16 protein-coding genes are annotated in these 21459 nt (G+C 73.0%); 5 read left to right on the top strand and 11 right to left on the bottom strand.

Annotation, left to right across the window (positions count from 1 at the left end):
• Positions 1-30: 30 nt before the first annotated feature.
• From IE95_RS0107520 to IE95_RS0107540, 5 genes are all read right to left on the bottom strand, one after another.
• Entirely contained in the window at positions 31-1710 is a 1680-nt protein-coding gene (locus IE95_RS0107520; RefSeq protein WP_036571578.1) for an ABC transporter substrate-binding protein, read from the bottom strand.
• A gap of 301 nt (positions 1711-2011) precedes the next feature.
• A complete protein-coding gene (locus IE95_RS0107525; protein WP_030151013.1) occupies positions 2012-2770 on the bottom strand; it encodes a copper homeostasis protein CutC in 759 nt (252 codons plus the stop codon).
• Positions 2771-2949: 179 nt separating this feature from the next.
• A complete protein-coding gene (gdhA, locus tag IE95_RS0107530) occupies positions 2950-4287 on the bottom strand; it encodes an NADP-specific glutamate dehydrogenase (RefSeq protein WP_030151014.1) in 1338 nt (445 codons plus the stop codon).
• Between the two features lie 128 nt (positions 4288-4415).
• Positions 4416-4832 carry a hypothetical protein gene (locus IE95_RS0107535; RefSeq protein WP_240666379.1) on the bottom strand — a complete coding sequence of 139 codons (417 nt, stop codon included), beginning with the start codon at positions 4830-4832 and terminating at the stop codon, positions 4416-4418.
• Positions 4833-4962: 130 nt separating this feature from the next.
• Positions 4963-5757 (bottom strand): SDR family NAD(P)-dependent oxidoreductase, encoded by a 795-nt coding sequence (locus IE95_RS0107540; RefSeq protein ID WP_030151016.1) that lies wholly within the window; start codon positions 5755-5757, stop codon positions 4963-4965.
• A 119-nt stretch (positions 5758-5876) separates the two neighbouring features.
• On the opposite strand from IE95_RS0107540, the gene IE95_RS0107545 reads away from it, so the two are divergent.
• The gene (locus IE95_RS0107545; RefSeq protein ID WP_084689946.1) at positions 5877-7688 is read left to right on the top strand and encodes an ATP-dependent DNA ligase; all 1812 of its coding nucleotides are present in this window, start codon (positions 5877-5879) and stop codon (positions 7686-7688) included.
• A gap of 118 nt (positions 7689-7806) precedes the next feature.
• On the opposite strand, the gene IE95_RS0107550 is transcribed toward IE95_RS0107545, so the two are convergent.
• From IE95_RS0107550 to purL, 3 genes are all read right to left on the bottom strand, one after another.
• Entirely contained in the window at positions 7807-8166 is a 360-nt protein-coding gene (locus IE95_RS0107550) for a hypothetical protein (RefSeq protein ID WP_030151018.1), read from the bottom strand.
• Positions 8167-8240: 74 nt separating this feature from the next.
• The gene (locus IE95_RS0107555) at positions 8241-9293 is read right to left on the bottom strand and encodes an endonuclease/exonuclease/phosphatase family protein (protein ID WP_129429505.1); all 1053 of its coding nucleotides are present in this window, start codon (positions 9291-9293) and stop codon (positions 8241-8243) included.
• Between the two features lie 260 nt (positions 9294-9553).
• Complete coding sequence (purL, locus tag IE95_RS18750) at positions 9554-11926, bottom strand: phosphoribosylformylglycinamidine synthase subunit PurL (RefSeq protein WP_036571463.1); 2373 nt, start codon at positions 11924-11926, stop codon at positions 9554-9556.
• Positions 11927-12134: 208 nt separating this feature from the next.
• Here purL and IE95_RS19520 point away from each other — a divergent pair, with 208 nt between their 5' ends.
• Positions 12135-13136, top strand: coding sequence for a DUF2599 domain-containing protein (locus tag IE95_RS19520; RefSeq protein WP_084689947.1), 1002 nt, complete (start codon positions 12135-12137; stop codon positions 13134-13136).
• 108 nt (positions 13137-13244) lie between these two features.
• On the opposite strand, the gene IE95_RS0107580 is transcribed toward IE95_RS19520, so the two are convergent.
• The 3 genes from IE95_RS0107580 to IE95_RS0107595 form a co-directional block, all read right to left on the bottom strand.
• Positions 13245-13973 (bottom strand): GNAT family N-acetyltransferase, encoded by a 729-nt coding sequence (locus IE95_RS0107580; protein WP_084689948.1) that lies wholly within the window; start codon positions 13971-13973, stop codon positions 13245-13247.
• Positions 13974-14336: 363 nt separating this feature from the next.
• Positions 14337-16520, bottom strand: coding sequence for an acyl-CoA dehydrogenase family protein (locus IE95_RS0107590; RefSeq protein WP_051702870.1), 2184 nt, complete (start codon positions 16518-16520; stop codon positions 14337-14339).
• A 39-nt stretch (positions 16521-16559) separates the two neighbouring features.
• Complete coding sequence (locus IE95_RS0107595) at positions 16560-17243, bottom strand: TetR/AcrR family transcriptional regulator (protein ID WP_036571585.1); 684 nt, start codon at positions 17241-17243, stop codon at positions 16560-16562.
• A gap of 322 nt (positions 17244-17565) precedes the next feature.
• Here IE95_RS0107595 and IE95_RS0107600 point away from each other — a divergent pair, with 322 nt between their 5' ends.
• The 3 genes from IE95_RS0107600 to IE95_RS0107610 are packed head-to-tail and all read left to right on the top strand — an operon-like array spanning position 17566 to position 21379.
• Positions 17566-19053, top strand: coding sequence for an acetyl-CoA C-acetyltransferase (locus IE95_RS0107600; protein WP_051702871.1), 1488 nt, complete (start codon positions 17566-17568; stop codon positions 19051-19053).
• 11 nt (positions 19054-19064) lie between these two features.
• Positions 19065-20417 (top strand): 3-oxoacyl-ACP reductase, encoded by a 1353-nt coding sequence (locus tag IE95_RS0107605; RefSeq protein ID WP_030151026.1) that lies wholly within the window; start codon positions 19065-19067, stop codon positions 20415-20417.
• Entirely contained in the window at positions 20414-21379 is a 966-nt protein-coding gene (locus tag IE95_RS0107610; protein ID WP_030151027.1) for a MaoC/PaaZ C-terminal domain-containing protein, read from the top strand. Before IE95_RS0107605 ends, IE95_RS0107610 begins: the two co-directional genes overlap by 4 nt.
• Positions 21380-21459 lie beyond the last annotated feature (80 nt).

The following is a 21459-nucleotide window of genomic DNA, read 5'->3' on the forward strand; positions in this document are numbered from 1 at the left end:
TGCTCCGAGCTCCTCTTCGGCAGGACGACATCAGCTGTTGGACTCGAGCTTCGAGAGGATCACGCCGTTGCTGATGGTGGCCCACGACGGCGGGAACGCGTACATGTCACCCTCGACGGGCCAGCCCGTGTAGTCCTTCGTGTTGACGAACGACATGGTGGGGTTCACGACCAGCGCGATGTACGGGAGGTCGCGGACGATCTCCTTCTGGACCGTGGCGTACGCCTCCTGCTTGGTCGCCTCGTCGTTCGTCGCCGCGGCCGCGGCCACCGCGTCGTCGACGAGCGGGTTCGAGTAGCGCGGGAAGTTGAAGCGGCCGGCCTCGATCGTCTCGCCCACCGGCGTCGTGTACTCGGTCGTGAGCCACTGGCGGTAGATCGCGAACGGGTCGTCGAGCGAGGTTCCCGTGATTCCGCTGATCATCATCTGGTAGTTGCCGGCCGTGCGGGCGTCCGACATCTCCTGCTGCGTGATCTTCACGTGGTTGATCTGGACACCCGCGTCGAGCCCCTGCTGAGCGATCAGGTCGCCGGCTGCGTTGTGGTCGCTCCAGCCCTCGACGGAGATGAGCTCGATGACGAGCTTCTGGCCGTCCTTCTCGTAGATGCCGTCCGCGCCCTTGACGTAGCCGGCAGCCGTGAGGACCTTGTCGGCCTCCGCGACGTTCGCCTCCTGCGGGCTCTCCTTCTCGATCTCGTCCGAGATCCAGCGGTCGTCGCGACCGAGGAGCGCGAGCGAGGGCGACGCCACGGCCGCGTGACCGGAGAACGCCTTGTCGTTGATCTCGCCGCGGTCGAGCAGCAGGTTGACCGCTTCACGGACAGCGAGGTCGGTCTGGGGGCCCACGCAGCCGAGCGCGGCGTTCATGCAGGACATGATCGTCGTCGGGTCCTGCGGCGTGTTGAGGAGGGAGAGCTGCCCCTTCTCCGTGATGGGGGTGGGGTCGGCGACGAACATCGTCGTCCAGTCGATCTTGCCGGTGGCCAGGAGGTCCTGGGCGCTCTGGTTCTTGTCGAGAGCGAGGTAGCGGACCTTCTTGAGCTTGGGCGCACCGCCCCAGTAGTCCTCGTTGGCCACGACGGTGTAGGTCGCGTTCGAGATGGTGTCGAGGATGTAGGGGCCCGTGCCGACCGGCTCGTCGTTGGTGAACGTGATCTTGTCGGCGACGTCCTTGTAGATGTGCTCGGGCACCATGAGCGTCGTGCCGAGGATCTGCACCGCGGTCGTGAACTGCGCGCCGTTGAACGTCAGCTTGACCGTGGACTCGTCGACCTTCTCGGCCGTGTTGAGGTAGTCACGCTTGGCGGTCTCGTTGGTGAACGAGAAGATGACGTCCTCGACCGTGAAGGGCTCACCGTCCGTCCACTCGACGCCCTCGCGGATCTTGATGGTGAGCTCGGTGCCGTCCTCGGACCACTCGTAGGACTCGCCCAGGCGCGGCGTCGGGTCGCCGGCCTCTGCCCGGTTGTAGAAGAAGAGCGGCTCGTAGATCGCGCCGTTGGTCACGTGCAGGGGGTTCGGTGCGTAGGGGTTGAAGTTCGCGACCATGGGCGTCTGCGTCCCGGCCCACACGTTGAGGACGCGGCTGCTGTCGCCGCCACCCTCGGTCTTCTCGCCACCGGAGCTGGAGCAGCCGGCTGCGAACATCGTCACACCGGTCGCCAGGGCGACCACCGTGAGCAGGCGCTTGCGCGCCACGCTTCGAATCATCATTGGTCCTCTCGAGTCGTCAACGCGTCGTCACGCTGATCGGCCGCTCGCCACCGTGCGAGCTCGTGGCAGGAACACTAACGAATCCCGGACGGCGTTCCGACCAATACAACAGGAAAGTTACCTAAATGAAATATCGCCGACTCCACGAAGCCCAGGAACCGCTAGATCCTGCGGATCTCGGTCAAGTCGGAGGTCTTGCGCGCGGTGCGCAGTGCACAACGAATCCACACCGGCGGGCACGCTCGTCCGTCACGCGCCCGCCGTGGGAACGCTCCGACGACGCCCTCCCGGGAACCTCCTAGAGACCCGCGAGAGCCTCGTCCACCGCGGCCCGCGCCGCACGGGCGACCTCTGGGTCCGTGACGTCGTAGCCGGCCCCTCCCCCGCCGCCGGGGCCGCCGTCGTCGGGCAGCGTGCGCTTGGCCGAGAGGTGGACAGCGTCGACGCCGGCACCGACGAGGACCGCGATGTCCTGCGGCCGCACCCCGCCGCCCGCCTGGATCTGCACCCGACCGGCGGCACGGGTCGCCATCGCGCGCAGACGCGCCACCCCGTCGATGCTGCTCGGCGCCCCTCCGGAGGTGAGCACGCGGGTCACCCCCAGCCCGGCGAGCTCGTCGAGCGCCGCCAGGGCGTCCTCGACGACGTCGATCGCCCGGTGGAACGTCACGTCACGCCCACCCGCGGCCGCGACGAGAGCACGCACCGCGTCCGCGTCGACGCGCCCTTCAGGCGTGAGGGCGCCGATCACGACGCCGGACGCCCCCGCGGCCACTGCCGCGCGGACGTCGCGCACCTGCACGTCGAGCTCTGCCGCGCTGAACACGAACCCGCCCGGGCGCGGCCGGACCAGGGGGTGCACCTCGACGGGCACCCCGCCCCCCGCCACCTCGGCCGCAGCGGCGACCGCGGCCTCGACGAGCCCGATGCTCGGCGTCAGCCCGCCCGTCGCCCCGAGCGCCGCGCACAGCTCGACGCGGCGCGCGCCGACCTGTGCGGCGACCCGCACGCCGTCGGTGTCCTGAACTGCGATCTCGAGGGCGACCTCGCGTGCCATGTGGGGATGCTCCTTGGGTCGGGGGCGGCACGCCGCAGCGCGCCGGTGTCAGCGGTCAGCGTAGACCCGACGGCGCCCCGTGCGCCCCCGGCACACTCCGGCGCCCCGTGCGCCCCGTGCGCCCCCGGCCCCCGGCACCCCGGGGGCGTGCCGAGCGGCACCGCCCCTCGGGGACGACGTCAGATGACGCCCAGCGAGATCATCGCGTCGGCGACCTTGGTGAAGCCCGCGATGTTCGCGCCCAGGACGTAGTTGCCCGGCGCGCCGTACTCGTCGGCGGTCTCCTCGCAGCGCGAGTGGATGCCCTCCATGATGTGCGCGAGGCGCTCCTCGGTGTACTCGAACGTCCAGGCGTCCCGCGAGGCGTTCTGCTGCATCTCGAGGGCCGAGGTCGCGACGCCGCCCGCGTTCGCGGCCTTACCGGGGGCGAAGAGCACACCGGCGTCCTGCAGGAGCGAGACCGCGCCCGGGGTCGTGGGCATGTTGGCGCCCTCCGCGACCGCGACGACGCCGTTCGCGACGAGCTGCTTCGCGTCCTGCTCGCTGAGCTCGTTCTGGGTGGCGCACGGCAGGGCGACCGTCGCGGGGACGTCCCAGATGCTGCCGCCCGTCACGAGGCGCGCCCCGGGGCGACGCTCGACGTAGTCGGCCACGCGCCCGCGCTCGACCTCCTTGATCTGGCGGAGCAGGTCGACGTCCACGCCGGCCTCGTCGACCACGTAGCCCGACGAGTCGGAGAAGGACACGACGTTCGCGCCGAGCTGCTGAGCCTTCTGGATCGCGTAGGTCGCGACGTTCCCCGAGCCGGAGACGACGACGCGCTGGCCGTCGAAGGTCTGGCCCTTGGTGCGCAGCATGTGGTCGGCGAAGAACACCGTGCCGTAGCCCGTGGCCTCGGTGCGCACGAGGGACCCGCCCCAGCTGATGCCCTTGCCCGTGAGGACGCCGGACTCGTAGCGGTTCGTGATGCGCTTGTACTGGCCGAACAGGTAGCCGATCTCGCGGCCGCCCACGCCGATGTCACCCGCGGGGACGTCGGTGTACTCGCCGATGTGGCGGTAGAGCTCGGTCATGAACGACTGGCAGAAGCGCATGACCTCGCCGTCGGACCTGCCGCGCGGGTCGAAGTCCGAGCCGCCCTTGCCGCCCCCGATGGGCATGCCGGTGAGCGAGTTCTTGAAGATCTGCTCGAACCCGAGGAACTTGACGATCCCGAGGTACACCGAGGGGTGGAAGCGGAGGCCGCCCTTGAACGGGCCGAGGGCCGAGTTGAACTCGACGCGGAAGCCGCGGTTGATCTGGACGTGGTTGCGGTCGTCGACCCACGGCACGCGGAAGATGATCTGGCGCTCGGGCTCGCAGATGCGCTCGAGCACGGCGGCGTCGACGTACTGGGGGTTCTTCTGGAGCACCGGCCCGAGCGAGTCGAAGACCTCGCGCACCGCCTGGTGGAACTCGACCTCACCAGGGTTGCGGGCGAGGACCTCGTCGAAGACGGACTGCAGACGACTATCCATGGAGTGCTCCTCGGCAGGGCGGGCTTTGAACCGCACCAGGTTACGTACTCGTAAACATCGCCGTACTTCCGTCCCACTCTGGGAGACGCCAGGCTCATGACCTGGGACGCCGCTCTGCGGTCGCCCGGCTACCAGGTCCACCCGCGCGCGCTGAGCTCGAGCTCCTCGCGCAGCCGCTCGTCCTCGTCGCTGCGCAGTCCGGCACGCAGGGGGTCGGCCTCGACGTCGAGGCCGCTGAGCCGGCACGCCTCGCGCAGCAGCGCGTCGTACGCGCCCTGGGCGGCGAGGTAGTGGTGGGCGCGGGCGTAGACGTCCGGGTCGGCCTCGACCGCGCGCAGCTCGTCGGCGAGCCGCCCGAGGCGGACCTGGACCGCGAGGGCGACGAGAGGATCAGGTGCCCGACGGCGCCGCTCGCGCAAGGTGGTCCGGTGCGGTCCGGGCGGTGGGAGGGCGTCCGCGGACGGCCGGTGGACGCGCATCGAGGACCAGGCGACGGCGGCGACCACGGCCGCGCCCACCGCGCCGGAGACCACGAGGAGCCACATCGTCGGAGCCTTCTTCCGTGCCCGTGCCCGGCGCACGCGAGGGGCCGCCGGACACTTCCAGCCTAGGACGTGCGGGAGCCCTCTGCCAGGGTGCCTGGTCCTCCCCGCCCGCCCGGAGAGCAGCCGCGGGTCAGCGCGGGGCCATCCGGATCCCACCGTCGAGGCGGATCACCTCGCCGTTGAGCATGGGGTTCTCGACGATCGAGCGCACCAGGCGCGCGAACTCCTCGGGCCGGCCGAGGCGTCGCGGGTGCGGCACCTGGGCAGCGAGCGACTCCTGGGCCTCGGGCGGCAGGGACGCCATCATGGGCGTGCTGAAGATGCCGGGCGCGATCGCCATGACCCGGATGCGCCGGTCCGCGAGGTCGCGCGCGAGCGGCAGCGTCATCGCGGCGACCCCGCCCTTGGACGCCGCGTAGGCGGCCTGGCCCACCTGACCGTCGAACGCCGCGACCGACGCGGTGTTCACGATCACGCCGCGCTCCTCGGGCTCGTCGCGCACCTCCCCGCCCCCGTCACCACCGGAGCCCCCCAGCGCGACCATGCGCTCGGCCGCGAGCCGCGCGACGTTGAACGTCCCGACCAGGTTCACGGTCACGACCTTCTGGAACGACGCGAGGTCGTGCACCCCGCTCTTGCCGAGCACGCGCCGCGCGAGCACGATCCCGGCACAGCTCACCGCGACGTGCAGCCCGCCCAGGTCGGCGGCGGCGTCGAGGGCGCGGGAGACGTCGTCCTCGTTCGTGACGTCGGTCGGCACGAACCGGGCCGCGTCGCCCAGGGCGTCCGCGAGCGCCTGACCGGGCGAGCCCGCCAGGTCTGCGACGACGACGCGCGCCCCGGCGCCGACCAGCTCCTCGACGGTGGCCCGCCCCAGGCCCGAGGCCCCTCCGGTCACCAGCGCGACCTTGCCCGCGATCTCCACGTCCCACTCCTTCGTCGACGCCTCCGGGCAGCGTAGCCCGGGGGTGAGGTGGTCCGCAGGGCCGGGCGCCGTCGTCGGGCTGGCCGAGCGTGCCGGGCGGGGTGGCGCGAGGATGAGGCATGCTGCTCGCCGAGGTCGCCGCCACGTCCGACGCCGTCGCCGCCACCCGCTCGCGCCTCGCCAAGCGTGCGGCGTTGGCCGATCTGCTGCGTCGGGCCGCGACGGGCGAGGCCCGGTCGTCAGGTGACGACGTCGAGATCGTCGTGTCCTACCTCGCGGGCGAGCTGCGGCAGCGGCGCACGGGGCTCGGCTGGGCGTCGTTGCGCGCGCTGCCCCCGCCCGCCGAGCTCCCGACGCTCACGGTCGAGGCGGTCGACGCGACGTTCGAGGAGATGGCGGCGCTCTCGGGTCCCGGCTCGGACGCTGCCCGGTCCGCGGCGTCCACGGCGCTGTTCGCGGCGGCGACCGAGCGCGAGCAGCCGTTCCTGCGCGGCCTGGTCGCGGGCGACCTGCGACAGGGCGCGCTCGACGCGCTGGTCGTGGACGCGGTCGCGGAGGCTGCGGGCGTCCCGGTCGACGCGGTGCGTCGTGCGGTCATGCTGCGCGGGGCGACGGGTCCGGTCGCGCGCGCAGCCCTCGAAGCACCAGGCCCGACGGCGGCGCTCGCCGCCCTGGCCGGGTTCGGCCTCGAGGTGGGTCGCCCCGTGCGACCCATGCTCGCGCAGTCGGCCCCCGACGTGGCATCGGCGTTCGACAGGCTCGGGGTGCCGCCCGGCGCGGACGACCCGGGCCACAGGGTGTCGGTCGACGTGAAGCTCGACGGCATCCGCATCCAGGTCCACCGGGACGGGGACGAGGTGCGCGTGTTCACGCGCTCGCTCGACGACATCACCTCGCGCGTCCCGGAGATCGTCGCGGATGCGCGGTCGCTGGCCTCGGAGCGGTTCGTGCTCGACGGTGAGGCGCTCGTCGTCGGGCCGGACGGGGTGGCCCGGCCCTTCCAGGAGACGGCCGCCCGGTCGGCCACACGCGACGCCCCCGCGGCGAGCGGAGCGGACGAGACCGCGCTCGCGGGGGCGCTCGCGCTCCGCCCGTACTTCTTCGACGTGCTGCACGCCGACGGCGACGACCTGATCGACGCCCCGCTGCACGAGCGTCTCGACGTGCTCGACCGGGTCGCGGGGTCGTTCACGGTCCGTCGTCTGACGACCGCGTCCCCCGGGGCCGCCGAGGAGTTCTTCGCCGAGGCCGTGCGCGAGGGACAGGAGGGCGTGGTCGTGAAGTCGCTCGACGCGCCGTACTCCGCCGGGCGCCGCGGAGCCGGGTGGGTCAAGGTCAAGCCGCGGCACACGCTCGACCTCGTGGTGCTCGCGGTCGAGCGGGGGTCGGGGCGCCGGACGGGGCTGCTGTCCAACATCCATCTGGGCGCCCGCGACCCGTCGACGGGTGGCTTCACGATGCTCGGCAAGACGTTCAAGGGGATGACCGACGAGATGCTGCGCTGGCAGACCGAGCGGTTCCGCGAGCTCGAGGCCTCGGACGACGGCTGGACCGTGACGCTGCGGCCCGAGCAGGTCGTCGAGATCGCGTTCGACGGGCTCCAACGCTCCACGCGGTACCCGGGCGGGCTCGCGCTGCGCTTCGCGCGCGTGCTGCGCTACCGCGACGACAAGTCCGCCGACGAGGCGGACACGATCGAGAGGGTCAGGGCCATGACCGACGACCGCGCCGCCACCCCACCCAGCGACCTCACGCCGCGCATCGGCAAGGTCGCGACGCGCGAGCTCGCGCACCACGGGTACACGCGCTACGAGGACCTCACTCGCGCGACCACCACCGAGCTGCTCGCGATCCACGGCGTCGGGCCCCGGGCGATCCGCATCCTGGGCGAGGAGCTCGCCGAACGCGGCACGGGGTTCCGTGAGGAGTGACGCCAGCCTTCGGCCGGCGTCCGGCGTCGACGCGTCTGCGGCGCAGCCCCGGCTGACCGGGAGCACCGCGCTGAGCGGGACCGGATCCCGCTGAGCCGAACCTGCAGGTGAACCGTGCTCAGGCCGTGATGACGTCGATGACCTCGGTGTCGTCGTGGCGGCGGGCCAACGCCGTCACGACGGGCGGCTTGGGCACCGGCGGCTGCGCCTTGACGCCCGTGCTCTTGCTGCGGCGTGGGCGCGTCGGCACGGGGACGCCGAGGGACTTGAAGACCTTGCGCAGCTCGGCCTCGGTCCAGCCCGCACTGAGCGCGTCGGAGAACGCCGCCGCGTACTCGCGCTCGGCCTCCTCGAGCGCCGTCTTGGCGGCTGCGACCTGCTCGGCGCGCTCGGCCAGGACGCGGCCAGATTCCATGCGGTGCTCGAGGAGGTCGCGCAGCCGAGCCTCGTACGTGGTGGCGGTGTCGTCGTCGCTCATGCCACCAACCTAGGGCCTGACCTGCACGGTCGCCAGGATCGCCAGGTGATCGGTGGTCATCGGCGCGGCGACGCTCACGGTGCCACCTGGACCGTGACCGCGAGCGCGCGGTGGTCCGAGCCGGGGACGACGAGCGAGTCGAGGTCGTCGACCCGCATGCCCTCGTCGACCACGACGTGGTCGAGGTCGAGGAACGTCGGGGCCCGCTCCCCCACGGGCCACGACAGGTTCAGGCCGTGCCCGGCCGTGCGCGTCGCGTCGCGGAAGCGGTCGCCGAGGACCGCGCGGAACGACGCGTGGTCGTACGTCGAGTTGAAGTCGCCCAGCAGCACCTGCGGCAGGGGCTCGTCGTGCGCGCGCCGGGCGAGGTCGGCCATCTCCTGGTGCCACACGTCCGTGATCTCGGGCAGCGGCGGGACGGGGTGGACGGCGGTCACGCGCACGGGCGTACCGTCCACGTCGACCGTGGCTGCGGGCATGGCGAACGTGCTCCATTCGCTCGTGTCGGGGTCGGCCAGCGCGGACCTGCTCCACAGGCCGCTCCCGGGCGAGCCCGTGCCCACCTTGGCGTCGACGTGGTGCGGCATGACGGCCTCGATCCCCGCGGCCTCGAGACGGTCGTGGAAGGCGGCCGTGAGCTCGACGACCGCGAGCACGTCCGCGTCCTGCTCGTGGACCATCCGCACGACGGCGTCGGCGTCGGCCTGCCCGAAGTACGCGTTGACCGTCAGCACCCGCAGCGTCCCCCGGGCGTCCGTCTCGATGCCCTGCCCGGGCACGAAGAACGGCGCGACCCACGCGACCTGCGCCACGAGCGCGACCCCGCACAGCATCGCGAGCAGCCGGCGCCTCAGGACCAGGGCCGCCGGGGCCACGAGCAGCGCGAGCGGGACGACCCACGGCGTGAGGGACACGAGCTGCGCGACGGGCGTGACGCCGTCGTACGGGACGGCGCGCACGAGCGTCATGGCCAGGACCACCCCGCCCAGGACCCACAGCGCCAGCCCGACGGCGCGCCCACCCGGGCGAGGCCGGGTCGCGGGGGCGGGGGCGCCGTCGGGCAGGGTGGTCGGTGACTCCTCCACCAACGCACCGGTGTCCCCTGCGGTGCTGCTGTCCCCTGTCATGCAGCGACCCTATAGACCGGTTCGCGCTGTTCTGGGCCGATCGGTCCCTGGTGACGGGCAGACCCCGTGCAACGTGCGGAGGGATCCTGTGAACGGCGCTCACGACGAGGAGGTGCGCCGCGAGATGCGGCCAACTGGGGTCGGGGACGGTTCCGGACCCCGGTTGGCCGCATCTCGCGAACGGCGACGGGGCGGGGCGCCGAGACCAGGTCTCATGGCGCCCCGCCCCGTCGGCGGCTCAGCAGCGGATCAGCAGCGAATCAGCCGAAGATCCCCGGCAGCGTCGCGCGGAACACCTGGTCGGCCTCGCTCAGCGGGATCGTGAAGATGCCCTCGATCTCGAGCGACTCCCCGGTCTCGGTGACCTCGGCGGGCTCGGTGCCGGTCTCGCCGATCTTGAGGACGGGCACGCCGCGCGCGACGCACGCGTCGACCAGCTTGGTCTCCTCGCCACGCGGCACGGCGACGAGCGCGCGGGCCGTCGACTCGGAGAACAGGGCCTCGAACGGGGTGACGCCGTCGCGCGCGGCGAGGGCGTCGATCGAGACCTTGGCGCCGGTGCCGAAGCGCAGGGACGCCTCGAGGAGGCCCTGGACCAGGCCGCCCTCGGAGAGGTCGTGCGCGGCGGAGACCAGGTCGTCACGGCTGGCGTTGACGAGGACCTCGGCCAGGGCACGCTCGGCCGCGAGGTCGACCTGCGGGGGCACGCCGCCGAGGTGCTGGTGGACGACGTCGGCCCAGGCGGAGCCGTCGAGCTCGGGGCGGGTCGTGCCGAGGAGGTAGATGGCCTCCCCGGCCTCGCGCCAGCCGGACCCGGTGGCGTGCGCGACGTCGTCGAGCACGCCGAGGACTCCGACGACGGGCGTCGGGTGGATCGAGGAGTCGATCTGACCGGGCTCGCCCGTGCCGTTGTAGAGCGAGACGTTGCCGCCCGTGACGGGGACGCCGAGGGTCTGGCACGCGTCGGCCAGGCCTTCGATGGCCTCGACGAGCTGCCACATGGAGTCGGGGTCCTCGGGCGAGCCGAAGTTGAGGCAGTCGGTGATGGCGAGCGGGCGCGCGCCGGTCGTGGCGACGTTGCGGTACGCCTCGGCGAGCGCGAGCTGGGCGCCCGTGCGCGGGTCGAGCTTGGCGTAGCGGCCGTTGGCGTCGGTCGCGAGCGCGACCCCGAGTCCCGTGCTCTCGTCGACGCGGATCACGCCGCCGTCGTCGGGCTGGGCGAGGGCCGTGTTGCCTTGGACGAAGCGGTCGTACTGGTTGGTGACCCACTCCTTCGACGCGAGGTTGGGCGAGCCGAGCAGGCGCAGCGCGGTCGCGCGGAGCTCGTCGGCCGTCTCGGGACGTGCCAGCGCCGCAGCCACGACGGTGTCGGCGTTGAGGCCGTCCATCCAGGTGGGGCGCGCGTAGGGGCGGTGGTACGTGGGGCCCTCGTGGGCGACCGAGCGCGGGTCGACGTCGACGATGCGCTCGCCCTGGTGGTCGATCGTGAGGCGGCCGGTGCCGGTGACCTCGCCGATGACGGACGTCTCGACGTCCCACTTGCTCGTGATGGCGAGGAACTCGTCGAGCTTGTCGGGCGCGACGACCGCCATCATGCGCTCCTGCGACTCCGACATGAGGATCTCGCCGGCGTTGAGCGACGGGTCGCGCAGCAGGACCGAGTCGAGCTCGACGTGCATGCCGCCGTCACCGTTCGAGGCGAGCTCCGAGGTGGCGCACGAGATGCCGGCCGCGCCGAGGTCCTGGATGCCCTCGACGACGCGTGCCGCGTAGAGCTCGAGGCAGCACTCGATGAGGACCTTCTCCATGAAGGGGTCGCCCACCTGGACCGAGGGGCGCTTGGCGGGGACGCCGTCCTCGAAGGTCTCGGACGCGAGGATCGAGGCGCCACCGATGCCGTCGCCGCCCGTGCGCGCACCGAACAGGACGACCTTGTTGCCGACGCCCGAGGCGTTGGCGAGGTGGATGTCCTCGTGGCGCAGCACGCCGATGCACAGCGCGTTGACGAGCGGGTTGCCCTGGTACGAGGAGTCGAACACGAGCTCGCCGCCGATGTTCGGCAGGCCCAGGGAGTTGCCGTAGCCGCCGACACCCGAGACGACGCCGTGCACGACGCGCGCCGTGTCCGGGTGGTCGACCGCACCGAAGCGCAGCTGGTCCATGACGGCCACGGGGCGCGCACCCATCGAGATGATGTCGCGCACGATCCCGCCGACACCGGTCGCCGCACCCTGGTAGGGCTCGACGAAGCTCGGGTGGTTGTGGGACTCGACCTTGAACGTCACTGCCCAGCCGTCGCCGATGTCGACGACGCCCGCGTTCTCGCCGATGCCGACGAGGAGGTGCTTCTTCATCTCGTCGGTCGTCTTCTTGCCGAACGTGCTCAGGTGCACCTTGGACGACTTGTACGAGCAGTGCTCCGACCACATGACGGAGTACATCGCGAGCTCGGCGGCCGTGGGGCGTCGCCCGAGGATGTCGCGGATGCGCTGGTACTCGTCCGGCTTGAGGCCGAGCTCCGCGAAGGGCTGCGCCTCGTCGGGGGTGGCGGCTGCGCGCTCGACCGTGTCGAGGTGCGGCCGGTGCTCGGAGGTCGCTGCGGCGGGCGTCGGGGCGTTGCTGGGGGCGGTCATCGAATCCCTCGGGGTGGCGTGCCAGCCGGCGCGTTTCGACGAGCGAGTCATCGAGGAGGCGACCGGCACGGGGCTGCACAGGTGCGGCCAGTTTACCGGCGGTCGGGAGCGGTGGGGTCGAGCGTCCACGAACACGTCCGGCCGACCGCTCCTCGGCACGGCGGCGGCTGGGTGCGGCCCCCTCAGCGAGCGGAGATAGCCTCGCACGGTGACTCCCGTCGTTCGCCGCCCCTGCTCCACCCTCGCGGTGGTGGGCCTGGTCGTGGCCGTCCTGCTGACGAGCTGCTCCCTGCCCGACGGCGCCGCTCCCGTCCCGCCCACGTCCGCGGCTTCCGAGGGGGTCGCGTCGGGAGACCCCTCGACGGCACCGTCATCTGACCGGGCGACCGTGACGCAAGCCCTGGCGGCCGACGGGATCGAGCTCGTGCTGACGGTGCCGCTCGGGGCGACCCCCGGAGCAGGCGGTGCCGACGGGGCCGACGGCTTCCATGCCGGAGGCGAGCCCGTCGCCGTCACCCCGGACGAGGACGGGTCGAGCCGCGTCGCGTTCGTGCTGCCCTCGGACGAGGCAGCGACGGTCGCCTCGTCGGGGAGCACCCCGACCGGCACGACCGACGGCACCGACGTCGTGAGCACCGCGGTCCCCGCGACGATCGACCTCGTCTCCCCCGCCGACGGCTCCCTGGTGCGCAACAGCGACGGCAGCGTCACCGTCCTCGACGCCGCGGGCACCCCGCTCGGTGGGTTGTCGGCGCCGGAGGCGACGGAGACGTCCGGACCAGCGGGCCGTGCAGGAGTCGTGGTCGTGGCGCCGACCCGCGCCGAGGTGCACGTGAAGGCTCGGGGGGCGGCGCCGTCGGGCACCGGGAGCGCGACCGGGGACGGTGCCGGTCCGGCGCACGGCTGGACCGTGACCACGTGGCTCGGCGCGCAGGGCGTGCGCAGCGCGACCTGGGGAGAGCGTGAGGGCGGGCGCTCGCTCGCGGTCGACCCGACGCCGTGGGCGCGGCAGTCGGGCATCGTGGGCGAGGCGACGGCCTGGGCGCAGCTCGTCGCGAGCGAGCCCGAGGCCGCCTCCAGGACCATGCGTGACCAGTTCGACTGCCACGCCCTGGGCGCGACCGACAAGACGACGTGGAACCTGGAGCCGTGGCGCCCGGACGTCGGCTTCCTGGCGACGGCCGCGGCACGCTGCAACCCGACGACCTAGCCCCGGCCTCCCGGCCCCCTTCTCGGTGCCGAGCATGCGGTTGGCGTCGAGAATCGGCGGATTCCGGACGCCAACCGCATGCTCGACCGACAGCAACCGCATGGTCGCTCAGTCGAGGCCCAGCATCTCCCTGACCGGTCCGACGCCGTGGAGCGTCACCTCGGGGCGCAGCGCGTCCGGGCGCGCATCCCAGTCCTCGCGGTCGAGGCGGTACCGGACGTTGACCACCGGCTTACCCTCGCGGGCGAGCGTCTCCTCGCCGTTGGGCCGGTAGCCGAGCCTGCGCGTGACGCCGTGGGAGGGACCGTTGTCCACCCAGGCCGACGTCGTGGCCGTCCGGGCCTCGAACCCCGTGAAGAGGAGCTCGAGGATCATGAGCCGCGCGAGCGTGCCGACGCCGGCCCCCTGGTACCGGCGCCCCAGCCACGAACCCGACTCCGCCGTGCGCGTCACGACGAAGTCCGACGCCGTGAGGGCCTGCACGCCCAGCACCTCGCCGTCGCGGACCACGGCCAGCTCGACCGCCCAGGACGCGGGCGCGATCCGCGACGCCGCGCCCCACTGGTAGGCGAGGATGCTGCGGCCGACCTCGACCGCCGATCCGCGCGACCACGGGAACGCGAAGGGCATGGACCCCTCGTCGTGGATGCCCTCGCCGCCGACGGCAGCGAGCCGGTACAGGAGGTCCTCGTCGAGGTGACGCAGCTCGAGGTCCCCCGAGACGACGCGCAGCCCGGACGGGGGCCAGAGGTCGGTGCGCGTCGGGCGTGCGGGGGCGGTGCCTGCCGACGCGGGGGCGTCGGGCGCGGGGGCGTCGCGGACGGGCTCGGGTGCCATCGGTGCAGCCTGGCGAAGACCGCGAGGTGCGTCAACAGGAATGGCGGGGACTCGCCGTCGGGCCGACGACGGACGACGCGCCAAGACCGCCACCGACGCGACGGTCCGAGCGCCCGGACGCACGACGGGACCCGCCGACCCGACCTGACGGCTGGTGGTCGTCTGGTCGGGCGGGCGGGTCCCGGGTTCCCTCGGTGGCGGTACCGCTCCGCCGTCGGTCCGAGGTCGTTCGTGCGCCCGTAGCCGGGCCGAACATGCAGTTGTCGTTGCTCGACCATGCGGTTGTCGTCCGGAATCACCGCGATTCCGACGCCAACCGCATGCTCGGCACCGAGGCGGCGCCGAGACCGCACCGAGACGGCGTCAGCGCCTCGCGAGCTTCGAGCCGCCGCGTGCGGCCGCCTTCGCCGCGGCCTTCTCGCGGGCCTTGATCGACTTCTCGCTCACGGGCTCGTCGCCGCTCGCGCGCAGCTGCCGGTAGTACTCGCGGGCCTCGTCCTGACGAGTCTGCTCGGCCCCCGACGCGATCTTGGCGCGCAGGTGCTCGGGACCGTAGCCCCAGGCGTCGACGAGGTCCTGCGCGTGCGGGCGCAGGCGGGCGACGAGTCGGTCCACGTACCCGCTGACGGTGCGCGCACGCTGCGCGGACAGGCGCCCGTTGATGAGGTACCACGCGAGGTTGCGCTCGATGGTCGTGAGCCCGAACAGGTCGCGCACCCACGTCAGGACCTGGCGCGTGCCCGCGTCCTCGATCGTGTCGAGGGCCTGCGTGAACGCCTCCCAGTGCAGCAGGTCGGCGTGCGCCTTCGCCATCTCGATGAGCTCGTGCTGGTGCTCGTTGAAGAGCTCGGCGGCCTTCTCGGGCGTGGCCTTCTGGGCCGGGCGCAGGGCCGCGGCGACGTCGGCGACCATGGTCTCGACCCGGTCGGTCAGCAGGTCGCGCTGGTTGCCCACGTCCTTGAGGTGCCCGACGGCGCGGCGCGGGTCGCCGACGTCCGCGAGGGTCTGCGCGGCGCGCTTGAGCGGCGTGCGGTGCAGCGCGGCGTCAGCGGCCTGCTCGACGACGAACCGGGCCATCTGCCCGGGCGTGATGTCCTTGAACTCCTTGCCGTAGTCGGCCAGGAGCCGCTTGGCGACGAGCTGGAGCAGGACCGTGTTGTCGCCCTCGAACGTCACGTACACGTCCATGTCGGCGCGCAGGCTCGTGAGCCGGTTCTCGGTGAGGAACCCGGCGCCGCCGCAGGCCTCACGGGCCTCCTGGAGCGTGTCGAGCGCGAACCACGTGCTGAGCGGCTTGAGCGAGGCCGCCATGGTCTCGAGGTCCTCGCGGGTCTCCGGGGTGTCGTTCTCGCCCGAGAACACGGTGTCGAACAGGTCGAGCAGTCGGTCGTGCGCGAAGTGCATCGCGTACGTCTGCGCGATGCGCGGGATCAGGCGGCGCTGGTGCGTGCCGTAGTCGAGGATCACGACCTCGTCGACGGCCGAGGCGCCGTTGAACTGGCGGCGCTGGTTGCCGTAGGTGACGGCGGTCGCGAGGCCGAGCTTCGACGCGGTGATCGCGGCGCCGTCGAGCGAGACGCGACCCTGGACGAGCGAGCCGAGCATCGTGAAGAAGCGGCGCCCGGGGCTGTCGATCGGCGAGGTGTACGTGCCGTCCTGGGCGACCTGGCCGTAGCGGGCGAGCAGGTTCTCGCGCGGGACGCGCACGTGCGTGAAGTGCAGGCGACCGTTGTCGATCCCGTTGAGCCCGCCCTTGAGCCCGTCGTCCTCCCCGCCGACGCCTGGGAGAAAGGCCCCCGCGCCGCCGTCGGGCGTGGTCTCGCGGATGGGCGCGTAGAACGCGTGGACGCCGTGGTTGACGCCGTTCGTCACGAGCTGCGCGAAGATGACCGCCGCGGTGCCGTTGACCGCCGCGTTGCCGAGGTAGTCCTTCCACGCCCCGCGGAACGGGGTGTGGATGACGAACTCCTGCGTCGCGGCGTCGTAGGTCGCGGTCGTCGCGATCGAGGCGACGTCCGAGCCGTGGCCCGTCTCGGTCATGGCGAACGCACCGGGCACGGAGGCGTCCATCGCGGCCGGGAGCAGGCGGTCCTGCTGCTCGGGCGTGCCGAGGTGGAGGATCGCCGCGGCGAACAGGCCCCACTGGACGCCCGCCTTGATCTGGAGCGAAGGGTCGGCGGCGACGAGCTCCTCGAAGCCGGCGAGGTTGCCGCCCGCGTCGTCGTGCCCGCCGAGCCGCGTGGGGAACCCGCGGTGCACCTGCCCGATCTCGACGAGCTGCTTGACCTGGTCCATGACGCGCTCGCGGTGCTCGGTGAGCGAGAGCCCCTCGATGCGCTGGAAGCGCTCCTCACCGGCGGTCGCGCGAGCCTTGGCCCGCAGGTCCGCCCAGCGGCCCAGGAGCTGGTGGGACAGGTCGGCCACGTCGATGCGGACCTCGCCCGCGGGCATCGGGGGTGTGACGCCGGCGGCGGGGATCGACGTGGAGGTGGCTGCGCCGTCGCCGCGGGTGTCGCGGGACGCGGTGCGGTCTGAGGTGGTGGTCATCGGGACTCCTGTGTGCCGGTGGTTGCCATGAGAAGAGGTTCAGAGGTCGTCGGTCTGGGGGGCTGGGTCCTCCGCGGCGGGCGTCGCGCCCCGTCCGCGGGCCATGACGCCGACCGGCCCGCCCCACAGCCAGGCGGCTACACGCTCGGTGAGCTCGTCGCGGTCGGGGGCGTCGGGCCCGTCGTGGTTCCCGAGCCACCACTCGCCGGCGCCCCGCACGAATCCGACGGCGCCCGCGGCCCACGCGGCGGCGTCGGTGGGGCTCACGTCGGTCGCTCGCGCGAAGGGCTGGGCGACGAGCTGCGTCACGGAGTCGAGGAACGCCGCGAGGGGTGCGGAGGCGGTGCGGGCCGTGCCGTCGGTGCCCGCGATCGCGCCCGTGCGGGTCACGAAGTAGTAGACGTTGGGCGAGCTCGCGATCATCTCGAGGTAGACGCCGACCATCGCTCGCAGCGCGCGGCGCGGGGTCTCGGCGGACTCCGCGGCCTGGGTCAGGGCGTCGTGCATCTGTCCGACGACCGAGGCGCCGATCGCGATCTGCAGCCCCGTCTTGTCCTCGAAGTAGCGGTAGATGATCGACTTGGACGTGCCCGAGGCCGCCGCGATCTCGTCCATGGACACTCCGGGTCCGCCCTTGTGGACGGCCTTGCGGGCCGCGTGCACGAGCTCGGCGCGACGGATGGCGCGGTGGTCGTCCCAGCGGGTCGAGCGTCCGTCGGTCACGGGGGCGGGGGGCGCGGTGCGTCCGGGGTCGCGAGAGAGCACGGCAGTGCGGGGTCTCCCGGCTCGTCCGTTCGTGTCGCCGTTGATCACGCAGTCCTCCAGTGGTGCCCGACGTCGGTGTCGTCCCTGGTCGTCCGTCCGGCGGTCCGCGAGTGGCCGGCCGGGCGGCGCCCCTCGAGGCGGGGACCGCCGGGGCGCAGGGAGCGAGGGGTGTGACCCACCTCACGGTACCGAGAGTATCAGGTACTGTGGGTCTTGGACACCGCGTGGATCGCGCCCGCGGTCCCCACCCTCAGCAACGACGCGAGAGAGAGCAGGCGAAGTGGCCACCCCGAAGACACCCCAGACCACCACCCCCGGAACCGACGAGCAGCCGGACGCGCAGCCCGCCGAGCAGCCCGGGCGCACTCCCGCCCTTCGCGACGCCTACGTCCTGGGCGGCAACCGCATCCCGTTCGCCCGCGCGGGCGGCAAGTACACGGGAGCCAGCAACCAGGACATGTTCACGGCCGCCCTCGAAGGGCTCGTGGCGCGCTACGGCCTCCAGGGCGAGCGCCTGGGCGAGGTCGTCGGCGGTGCCGTGCTCAAGCACTCGCGCGACTTCAACCTGATCCGCGAGTCCGTCCTCGGCTCGTCGCTCTCCCCGCAGACCCCCGCGTTCGACCTCCAGCAGGCGTGCGCCACGGGCCTCGAGGCCGTCGTGACCGTGTCCAACAAGATCCGGCTCGGGCAGATCGAGTCGGGCGTCGCGGGCGGCTCCGACACCGTGTCCGACGCGCCCGTCGCCGTGAGCGAAGGACTGCGCAAGGCGCTGCTCAAGGCCGGCCACGCCAAGACCCTGGGCGCTCGCCTCAAGGCCTTCGCAGCGGTGCGCCCGGGCGACCTCGCGCCGTCGACGCCCAGCACGGGAGAACCCCGCACGGGGCTGTCGATGGGCGAGCACCAGGCGATCACGACCGCAGCCTGGGGCATCAGCCGCGAGGCGCAGGACGAGGTCGCCCTGAACAGCCACCTGAACCTCGCCGCCGCCTGGAAGGCAGGGTTCTTCGACGACCTCGTGACCCCATTCCGCGGGCTCACGCAGGACCAGAACATGCGCGCCGACTCGTCCGCCGAGAAGCTCGCGTCGCTCAAGCCCGTCTTCGGCAAGCACCTCACGCCGAGCGCACCCACGCACGGGGCGGCGGCCGGAGGGTCCGCTGGCGCGGCGCCGACGGGCCCCGCCCTGCCTACCATGACCGCCGGCAACTCGACGCCCCTGACCGACGGCGCCTCCGTGGTACTGCTCGGCTCGCGCGAGTGGGCCGCCGAGCACGACCTGCCCGTCCTCGCGCGCGTGGTCGACGCGGAGTCCGCCGCGGTCGACTTCGTGCACGGCCACGAGGGCCTGCTCATGGCTCCTGCGCACGCGGTCCCCCGCCTGCTCGCCCGCAACGGCCTGGCCCTCGAGGACTTCGACTTCTACGAGATCCACGAGGCCTTCGCCTCGACCGTCCTGACCACGCTGGCCGCCTGGGAGGACGACGACTACTGCCGCACCGAGCTCGGGCTCGACGGCGCGTTCGGGTCGATCGACAGGTCTCGCCTCAACGTCCACGGGTCGTCGCTGGCCGCAGGTCACCCGTTCGCCGCGACCGGCGGGCGCATCGTCGCGACGGCCGCGAAGCTCGTGGCCGACAGGTCGCGCGAGACGGGCCGTCCGGCCCGCGCGCTCATCTCGATCTGCGCGGCCGGTGGCCTGGGCCTCGCCGCGATCCTCGAGAGCGCCGCGAGCCCGGCCGCCACGCCCGCACAGAGCACCGAGAGCTGAGGGAGCCCACCATGACCGACAAGTACCTGTCCGCCGTCAACTCGGGCTTCACCAAGACCGTCGCCAAGAAGCTCGGTCTGCCCCGGCCCGCGGTCCTGCGCCGCTACCGCCCGGGCGACCCGCTCGTGCCCGGCCCGGTGCTCGTGATCGGCGAGCCCGGCTCGGCCGAGGACACGAACGCCGTCGCACAGGCGCTGCTCGGGTGGGACCTCGACGTCCGGCAGAACGCCGGCGACGGGGAGACCCGCTGGGGGGCGATCGTGGTCGTCCTGACGGGCGCCACCAGCCCCGCGGACTTCTCGGCCCCCGTGCTCGAGCTCGGCGCGAACCTGCGCCGCCTCGCGCCGGGCGGGCGCGTCGTGACCGTCTCGCGTGCACCGGCCGACGACGACACGCCCCTGCTCGCCGCGACCCGCCAGGGCGTCGACGGGTTCCTGCGCTCGCTCGCCAAGGAGCTGCGCGCGGGCGCCACGGCCAACGGCATCCAGCTCACGGACGGTGCCGCACCGGACTCGACGTCGGCCCTGGCCACGCTGCGGTTCTTCCTGTCAGGCAGCTCGGCGTTCGTCGACGGGCAGCTCCTGCACGTGGGCCCGGCCACGACCGAGACCACGACCGACTGGGACCGTCCCCTCGCAGGTCGCGTCGCGGTCGTGACGGGCGCCGCCCGCGGGATCGGCGCGGCCATCGCCCGCACGCTCGCACGCGACGGCGCGACGGTCGTCGTGGTCGACGTCCCCGCTGCGGGCGAGTCTCTCGCGAAGGTCGCCAACGAGATCAAGGGCACGGCCCTGCAGCTCGACGTGACGGCCGAGGACGCGGGAGCCCGCATCCTCGAGCACGCCCGGACCCGCCACGGCGGCCTGCACATCCTGGTCCACAACGCCGGGATCCTGCGCGACAAGCTGCTCGCCAACATGTCCCCCGACAAGTGGGACGCCGTGATCGCGGTCAACCTGCTCGCGCAGCTACGGATCAACGAGTACCTGCTGGGCGCGAACGGCTTCTCGGAGGCCCCGCACATCGTCTCGCTCGCCTCGACGAGCGGCATCGCGGGCAACCGGGGCCAGACGAACTACGGCGCCTCCAAGGCCGGGGTCATCGGGCACACGCGGGCGACCGCCCGCCTCCTGGCGCCGCTCGGCGGCTCGGCCAACGCGGTCGCGCCCGGGTTCATCGAGACCGACATGACAGCCTCGATCCCGCTGGTCCAGCGCGAGATGGCGCGCCGCGTGTCCTCGCTCCAGCAGGGCGGTCAGCCCATCGACGTGGCCGAGGCCATCGCGTTCCTCGCGTCCCCCGCCGCCGCGGGCGTCAACGGCCAGGTGCTGCGCGTGTGCGGCCAGAGCCTGGTGGGCGCGTGACGGCCGCCGCGCAGGAGGCCCCCGAGCACCGCAACCCGCGTCTCGTCACGCTGCCCGCGCTGCCGGGGCTCGGCGGCCTCTACGCGAAGGGCGTGGCGTCGTCGGGCCGGATCGCCGTGACGCGCTCCCCCGTGGGGCGCGTCCTGCCCGGGCCGCGCGACGTCGTCCTGCCGGACGTCGTCTACCGCGTCGCCGACGTCCCCACCGCGGACGCGACCGAGCACCTGACCGCGTACCAGCGGCTGGTCGGCGAGCGTGTCGACGACACCCTGCCCGCGGGCTACCTGCACGTGCTCGCGTTCCCGCTCGCGACCGCGCTCATGGTCCGCAGCGACTTCCCGCTGCCGCTGCTGGGACTCGTGCACGTGTCGAACGCGGTCTCGGTGCACCGGCCCGTGCGGGTCGGCGACGTGCTCGAGGTGTGCGCGTCCGCCAAGAACCTGCGCGCGCACCGGCGCGGGGTCCAGGTGGACCTCGTGACCGAGGTGAGCACGGGCGGCGAGCTCGCGTACCGCGGCGTCTCGACGTACCTGGCCAAGGGGTTCGACCTGCCGTCGGGCGAGCGCGCGCCCGACGTGGTGTCCCGCGAGGACTTCGTGCCGCCGCTCCCGACGGCCCGGTGGGCGCTGGGCGGCGGGACGGGGCGTGCCTACGGCGCGATCTCCGGCGACCGCAACCCCATCCACACCTCGGTCCTGGGCGCCAAGGCGTTCGGCTTCCCGCGGACCATCGCGCACGGCATGTACACGGCCGCCCGCGCGCTGGCCGAGGTCGGTGCCGCGCGCGGCGACGCCTACGACTGGACGGTCGAGTTCGAGAAGCCGGTCCTGCTCCCGGGCACGGTCCAGGTCGCCATCACCCGCACGCCCGACGGCGCCGCTCACCCGGGCGGGTTCACGTACGTCGGGTGGGACGGCCGCACCGGGAAGCGCCACTTCAGCGGCAAGGTCACGCCCCGCTGAGCACTGCTGCTGCCGCGACTGCCGCGCCTGCCGAGAAGTGAGTCGAGGCCCCTGATCTGGTCTGATCGGGGGCCTCAGCT

Origin of the sequence: Oerskovia turbata (assembly GCF_000718325.1) — a bacterium.
Taxonomy (GTDB): Bacteria; Actinomycetota; Actinomycetes; order Actinomycetales; family Cellulomonadaceae; genus Oerskovia; species Oerskovia turbata.

Excerpts from the sequence above, each read along its gene's own strand:
- purL (WP_036571463.1), bottom strand. The coding sequence starts at position 11,926 with ATGACCGCCCCCAGCAACGCCCCGACGCCCGCCGCAGCGACCTCCGAG.
- IE95_RS0107525 (WP_030151013.1), bottom strand. The coding sequence starts at position 2,770 with ATGGCACGCGAGGTCGCCCTCGAGATCGCAGTTCAGGACACCGACGGC.
- IE95_RS0107545 (WP_084689946.1), top strand. The coding sequence starts at position 5,877 with ATGCTGCTCGCCGAGGTCGCCGCCACGTCCGACGCCGTCGCCGCCACC.
- IE95_RS0107590 (WP_051702870.1), bottom strand. The coding sequence starts at position 16,520 with ATGACCACCACCTCAGACCGCACCGCGTCCCGCGACACCCGCGGCGAC.
- IE95_RS0107555 (WP_129429505.1), bottom strand. The coding sequence starts at position 9,293 with ATGACAGGGGACAGCAGCACCGCAGGGGACACCGGTGCGTTGGTGGAG.
- IE95_RS0107580 (WP_084689948.1), bottom strand. The coding sequence starts at position 13,973 with ATGGCACCCGAGCCCGTCCGCGACGCCCCCGCGCCCGACGCCCCCGCG.
- gdhA (WP_030151014.1), bottom strand. The coding sequence starts at position 4,287 with ATGGATAGTCGTCTGCAGTCCGTCTTCGACGAGGTCCTCGCCCGCAAC.
- IE95_RS0107605 (WP_030151026.1), top strand. The coding sequence starts at position 19,065 with ATGACCGACAAGTACCTGTCCGCCGTCAACTCGGGCTTCACCAAGACC.
- IE95_RS0107520 (WP_036571578.1), bottom strand. The coding sequence starts at position 1,710 with ATGATTCGAAGCGTGGCGCGCAAGCGCCTGCTCACGGTGGTCGCCCTG.
- IE95_RS0107550 (WP_030151018.1), bottom strand. The coding sequence starts at position 8,166 with ATGAGCGACGACGACACCGCCACCACGTACGAGGCTCGGCTGCGCGAC.
- IE95_RS0107535 (WP_240666379.1), bottom strand. The coding sequence starts at position 4,832 with ATGTGGCTCCTCGTGGTCTCCGGCGCGGTGGGCGCGGCCGTGGTCGCC.